This window comes from Sodalis-like endosymbiont of Proechinophthirus fluctus, from assembly GCF_001602625.1.
Taxonomy (GTDB): domain Bacteria; phylum Pseudomonadota; class Gammaproteobacteria; order Enterobacterales; family Enterobacteriaceae.
Window position 1 is genome coordinate 41,463 of sequence record NZ_LECR01000046.1, and the last position, 5,715, is coordinate 47,177.

Annotated in this window: 7 protein-coding genes and 4 pseudogenes; 9 read left to right on the plus strand and 2 right to left on the minus strand. The window is 53.5% G+C overall.

Annotated elements, in window-relative coordinates:
- Positions 1-20: 20 nt before the first annotated feature.
- The 8 genes and pseudogenes from BG74_RS16990 to BG74_RS20580 all read left to right on the plus strand — a co-directional run.
- Positions 21-383 (plus strand): annotated as a pseudogene (locus BG74_RS16990) (glycine cleavage T C-terminal barrel domain-containing protein); the annotation flags it as partial.
- Positions 384-473: 90 nt separating this feature from the next.
- Positions 474-873: pseudogene (gene gcvH, locus BG74_RS05385) on the plus strand (glycine cleavage system protein GcvH).
- 173 nt (positions 874-1,046) lie between these two features.
- Positions 1,047-1,190: a hypothetical protein gene (locus BG74_RS20555; RefSeq protein ID WP_439895669.1), complete on the plus strand. Its 144-nt coding sequence runs from the start codon at positions 1,047-1,049 to the stop codon at positions 1,188-1,190.
- Positions 1,191-1,307: 117 nt separating this feature from the next.
- Positions 1,308-1,535: a hypothetical protein gene (locus tag BG74_RS20560; protein ID WP_439895675.1), complete on the plus strand. Its 228-nt coding sequence runs from the start codon at positions 1,308-1,310 to the stop codon at positions 1,533-1,535.
- A complete protein-coding gene (locus BG74_RS20565; RefSeq protein ID WP_439895670.1) occupies positions 1,504-1,725 on the plus strand; it encodes a hypothetical protein in 222 nt (73 codons plus the stop codon). Before BG74_RS20560 ends, BG74_RS20565 begins: the two co-directional genes overlap by 32 nt.
- A 32-nt stretch (positions 1,726-1,757) precedes the next feature.
- Complete coding sequence (locus BG74_RS20570) at positions 1,758-2,033, plus strand: hypothetical protein (RefSeq protein WP_439895671.1); 276 nt, start codon at positions 1,758-1,760, stop codon at positions 2,031-2,033.
- Between the two features lie 2 nt (positions 2,034-2,035).
- Positions 2,036-2,317 (plus strand): hypothetical protein, encoded by a 282-nt coding sequence (locus BG74_RS20575; RefSeq protein WP_439895672.1) that lies wholly within the window; start codon positions 2,036-2,038, stop codon positions 2,315-2,317.
- A 141-nt stretch (positions 2,318-2,458) separates the two neighbouring features.
- Positions 2,459-3,453 (plus strand): annotated as a pseudogene (locus tag BG74_RS20580) (glycine dehydrogenase (aminomethyl-transferring)); the annotation flags it as partial.
- Positions 3,454-3,868: 415 nt separating this feature from the next.
- Here the strand turns inward: BG74_RS20580 and BG74_RS13285 are convergent.
- The gene (locus BG74_RS13285) at positions 3,869-4,069 is read right to left on the minus strand and encodes a hypothetical protein (protein WP_187202672.1); all 201 of its coding nucleotides are present in this window, start codon (positions 4,067-4,069) and stop codon (positions 3,869-3,871) included.
- Between the two features lie 260 nt (positions 4,070-4,329).
- On the opposite strand from BG74_RS13285, the pseudogene trhA reads away from it, so the two are divergent.
- A pseudogene (gene trhA / locus BG74_RS05400) lies at positions 4,330-5,005 on the plus strand (PAQR family membrane homeostasis protein TrhA).
- Positions 5,006-5,101: 96 nt separating this feature from the next.
- Here trhA and ygfZ read toward each other — a convergent pair.
- Positions 5,102-5,715: tRNA-modifying protein YgfZ (ygfZ, locus tag BG74_RS16995; RefSeq protein ID WP_244267325.1), on the minus strand; the 614-nt coding region annotated here is incomplete at its 5' end.

Sequence of the window (5,715 nt, forward strand, 5' to 3'; positions counted from 1 at the left end):
AGCCATAGATTTGGGTACATGATACTTTATGCCTGGAGGTGGGAATAAGCCTTTGCTGCCATGAAATGGATGAAAGCACTTCTCCGCTCGCGGCCAATATGGGTTGTACCATTACCTGGTAGCCGGAGGTCCGTGATTTCATCGGGCGACAGGCTCTCTCGAAGGTCAGCCGCGACGCCGGCGACGAACAATTAGTCGGATTATTCATGACCGAAAAGGTGTATTGCGAAATGGCCTGCCAGTCCATTTTACTGAAGCTTCCGGCAATATTCAGCAAGGCATCATCACCAGTGGCTCGTTTTCGCCCACTCTTGGCGTCAGCATTGCGCTGGAGCGAGTGCCGGCCGGCATCGGCCAAGAAGATAGTGTTAATCCGTAACTGCTAAATACCGATTAAGGTCACAAAACCCGGTTTTGTGTGCGCCGGCAAAGCGGTTGCGCAAATAACTAACTTTGTCATAGCGAGGATAGCTATGAGTAATGTGCCGACAGAATTAAAATATAACCGTATCCCACGAGTGGGTGCTAAACGAAGGCGACGACGTTTTTTATTGTGTCGGGATTACCGAGCATACGCAGGAGCTGTTGGGAGGTATGATGTTCATGGACCTACCAGAGATTGGCTTGGCGCCTCGTTCTCCGTCGATGAAGATTGCGCCGTGGCGGAATCAGTAAAAGCTGCATCGTATATCTATACGCCCATTGGCGGCGAAATCTTGGCGGCGAACGACGATCTCGACAGGTCGCCGGAGCTGGTCAACAGCGCGCCTTATACCGATGGCTGGCTGTTTAAGATTTAAAGCCGCTGATGATAGCGAAGTGAATGAATTGCTCGACGCCGTCACTTATCAATCCGCCATCGATGAAGACTAATAACGCTGACTCCCCGTCCGTGACTGCCCGGGCACCCCTTGCGATTACCCTTTTCCGATCCCATGCCGTATGCAGGAATTGTTGTCCATAACACTGACTCCTCCAGCCAACTTGAACATCAAGATGCCTTCATAACGCGTCATATCAGCCCTTCCGCACCGCAATAGGCAAATATGCTTGCCGCGGTGGGCGAGCTGACGATGGAAGCGCAAGCACTGGCGGAGATAAAGGCCATCGCTAGTCAGAACCAGCGCTACAAATCCTTTATCTGCATGGGCTATAAGCGCAGTGGTGACACCGCCTGTTATTCTGCGTAATTATACCGGAAAACCTGGGCTTGATACACCGCCTACACTCCCTATCAGTCCGAGGTATCCCATGGCAGGCTTGAAGCATGGCAGGCTTGAAGCGTTGTTTAATTTTCAACAGCTGACATTCTGGATTTGACAGGTCTGGATATCGCCTCGGCCTCGCTGCTGGATGAAGCCACCGTGGCCGACGAAGTCATGGCGCTCGCCAAGCACGCCAGCAAATCGAAGCAGGCCAACCTCTTTCGTCTCCGACTATATGCATTCTCAAATCCTACGCAAATCCTGGATGTCATACATGCACCCCGCCCCGTCGGCACCTTTGACCTTTGGCCTTGTGCTGGTGATAGATAAGGCAGAGGCAGCACTGGAGCATCCAGATCTCTTCGGCGTGTTGTTACAGCAGGTGGGCACTACCTGCGAGCTGCATGACTATCGCGCCCTGATGCCGAGCTCAACAGCCGCAAAATCATCAGCTGCGTGGCGGCGGATTTACTCTCGTTGGTACTGCTGGCCGCGCCCGGCGCGCAGGAAGCCGATGTAGTGTTCAGTTCTTCGTAGTGCTTCGGCGTGCCTATGGGTTACGGTAGCAGCGCGCAAGCGGCCTTTTTCGCCGCCTGTGATGAGACGAAGCGCACCATTCCGGGGATGATTATCGGTGTTTCCAGCGACTCGACCGACGATATCGCACTGTGCATGGCAATGCAAACGCGCGAGAAGCATATTCGCCGCGAAAAAGCGAACTCGATCATTTGTACTTCACAAGTGTTGCTGGCCAATATCGCTGGTCTGTATGCTGTCTGTAAAGGCCTACAGGGGCTCAACACATCGCAGGGCGTATCACCCGACTGATAATGTTCTGGGTAGGGGAGAGGGGCTTGCACGACGTCGGCCTGACGTTCAGGCACGATCGCTGGTTCGATACCCTGATCGTTGAGGTGGCTGATAAAGTGAGCCTGCTGGCGCGCGCTGATGTGCCGACGGCATCAATTTGCGCAGCGATATTTATGGCGCGCAGTCGTCACCTTTACGAAACAACCGTGCGTGAAGATGTACAAGCCCCCTGGCAAGGTGGTCAGGGTGCCACGGACATCCTTGGTAATCGGTGCGCTTGGATGCCGGCTACAGCGACATAATCCCGCTCGGATCCTGTATGATGAAGCATAACGCTGCTGAGACGACACTCTATATTACCCAGTCGGAATTCGCTGAGCTGTATCCTTGTCCGCTCCTCAGGAGCAGGCTGCAATATACTAACAGATGATCGCCCAACTCGCGTGCTGGCCTGCGATAAGAATGGCAACATTGATTTGCATGATTTGCGCGTCAAGACCGAGCAGGCAGGAGAGCAATTGTCCTGTATTATAGTGACCTACCCCTCTCGACCCACGGTGTTTATGGAGAAACCATCCGTGAAGTGTGCCAGATAGTCCATTAGTACGGCGACCAGGTCTATCTAGACGGCGCTAATATAAATGCGCAGGTGGGGATCACGTCGCCGGGTTATATTGTGGCGCCGATATATCGCATCTCAACCTAAATAAAACCTTCTGCATCCCCCACGGCAAGCGGTCAGGACATGGGACCCATCGGTATGAAGGCGCATCTGGCCCCGTTCTTCCCTGGTCATTCAGTGGTGGAACTGGAAGGTGTGTTTTAACCTGCCAGGACGCCGTCATCAAGGCACTGTTCTGTAGCGCGTCTCTGTAGCGCGTCGATCTTACCCATCAATTGGATGTATATCCGTATAATGGGCGCGGAAGGATTAGAACAAGCCAACTAGTTGCAGCAGGCTTATCCGGTGTTGTATACCGGACACGACAGTCACGTGGGCCACGAATGTATCCTGGATATCCGACCGCTGAAGAGGCCACCTGCATCAGCGAAATGGATATCACCAACCTCTTGATCTACTATACGATAACTATATCTTTACTTTTCCAGGTGGCCGGTACGCTGGTGGTAGAAGCCCACCGAATTGGAAAGCTAGCTGGAGCTCGATCGCTTCATTGAAGCGATGCTGTCGATCCGCGCCGAAATCCAGCAGATAGCGGACGGGTATCTGGCCGGCGATCGATAATCCACTGGTGAACGCGTCCCATGCCTAGAGTGAGATGGCCGTCGAGTGGCATTATCATCCGTACGACCGCTAGGTTATGGTTTTCCCAGCCTGGTATGGCGATAAATACTGGCCGGCGGTAAAACGGCTGAATGATGTTTATGGCGACCGTAATTTTTTTGCTCCTGCGTGCCCATCGGCGATTATGTTTAAGCATTACGAATAGATGCCAGCACCCGCACTACCAAAGCCTGCCGTAAAACTACCGTTAAGAGACGCCCTGAGGCGGGCACCAATCCGGTCGGTATACGCATATAAACATTGTCCCGGCGAAGATATCACCGTCCGCTATGTTATTCTAGCCAACCTTACTGTTGCACCTGCTGCAGGTGCCGGGTAAGATGCGCCCACAGCGCCGGATAGACATCGGTGATAGCGTCGGCACCTGTTCGAGGGTTATGCCGTTCTTAGCCCAGCTCTGCCCTTGGCTATGCAGGTTCATTAGCATCGGTATAAGCCTATCAGTTATCAGGACGAAACTGGCGCCTGGATTTCTCCCGCCTCATGTTCCAAGCCATAATTCACGAAACTGGCGACGCTTCGTCGTCGCCAGCAGCCCGAACAGCCGCTATGCTTCCTCTTCTTCCATCGTTTGGAGCGACTCGCGTCCAGCGAGATCGTAGATCCTAGCATGTCGCCGGCATCGATTTTGACGATGTTGTGAGCCTTCGACGATGTTGTGAGCCAGCGCTATTTGTGTCACGCGAGTGATATCGACACTGGCGTCGGCATGGGAGCGAGAACCATCACTGTGATCGCAAAGTGCCAACTTGTGCTCCGTAGTATTAACTCTCCTACTGTTAATCCATTTGAGTGGCCTAGTGTAGGCCAATTTACCCATGAATTCTGCCGGAATAGCCGTGCCCTGGACAGCGGCGCCTCTGTATTTCCTCAAGGTTTATTTCAGAGTACAAATGTACATCGAATTGCCTGTCAATTACAATATGTATTGCGCGCGTACAATATGTATTGCGCGCGTACGGCGGACGAACGCACCGTTTGTAGAGGTAAGATAATCTATGAGAAAAAATATTAGCTAAAAGCTACTCTTTGGCGGAAAAGATAGCCAATAGCGTCAGTCACAGCGTGGGGTGATATCTGGTATTGTCGATCTGGTTCTCGTGCTCAATCAGGCAGGCGAAATCGTCGCTAACGCGCTCTCGGTGACCAGCTGTAGCCTTTACGGAAGCAGTATGATCTTGCTGTATCTGGCCTCGACACTTTACCACGCCATCCACATCCGACAGCTAAAAGCTAGCTGAAAAAGGTCGACCCACTGCGCGATTTACCTGTTAATCTACGCTGTTTTTATTGATAGGCCTAGCCCCGCCCCGCCAGCTAACTGGCTGATGGTGGTCATCTTGGGTGATGGCGGCGGTGTGCGTCCTTTTCAAACTGGTGTTCGTGCATTGCTTTCGTGTGCTCGTGCATTGCTTTCGTATGATATCCATCATCACGCATTTAACCATGGGCTGGTTATAGCTGGTGGTCATTTATCAGCTGGTGCAGCGTTTACTCGCCGGGGAGGCGCGGCGCTGCTGGCAGCGGGGCGTGATCTACTCACTGGGCTTGGTTTTCTACGTCTGGGAACGGATACCGTTTAACCATGCTATATGGCATGGCTTTGTGCCGGGAGGGACCCGTTTGTCACTTTCTAGCGATCTATCTGTTTTTCTCATGGTCCGCCGCACTTTCCAACCGGTAACTCCCCTTGCTGCCGGCCATGTATGACCGCCCGCCGCGCAATTTACCGGTCCGCTCTCTTACCAGCGGCCGAGCGCTGCTTAAGGCGCTCAGCCGATCACTTGCCGATAACGTACGGAAGCGGACATATGGCTAACACGCCGGCGTCGTCGCCGCGAACGCGTAGCATGCTGTCAGGCTCTAAATCGTTATTTAGCACCGCCTGTATCCAGACGCTGCTATCTTCCAACTGACAGGCAGCCAGCACCGTACCGGTCCGCCGCCAATTGTCGCCTATTTTGAGTTCCAAATCGTCGCCGGCGGCGGGGAGATGGTAGGATTTGCCCGCCAACCAGTACAGGGAACGTTTATTGGCGCCACGATATTTGGCACGCGCTACCATTTCCTGACCGACATAGCAGCCTTTATTAAAACTAATGCCGTCCAACGCCTGGATATTGGTCGCCTGTGGGATAAACTGTGCGCCGTTGGCACTGTCGATAACCGGATAGCCCGCTTCGATGTCCAGAGCCAGCCATTGCCGGCTGTCGTTAAGCTGGGCCTGACCTTCCAGCTGGTGTTGCAGCGCGTCGCGTACCACCGGTGTGGTGATAAGCAAGAAGCGCGGCGTGGGCAAATTGAAAAAGAGTAGCGTCGTTTCCTGGTGATGCGCCACCGGATGCGCTGCATCGGGGACGCTGGCGAAAAGTCCGCTGAGCGCTACTTGCGCCT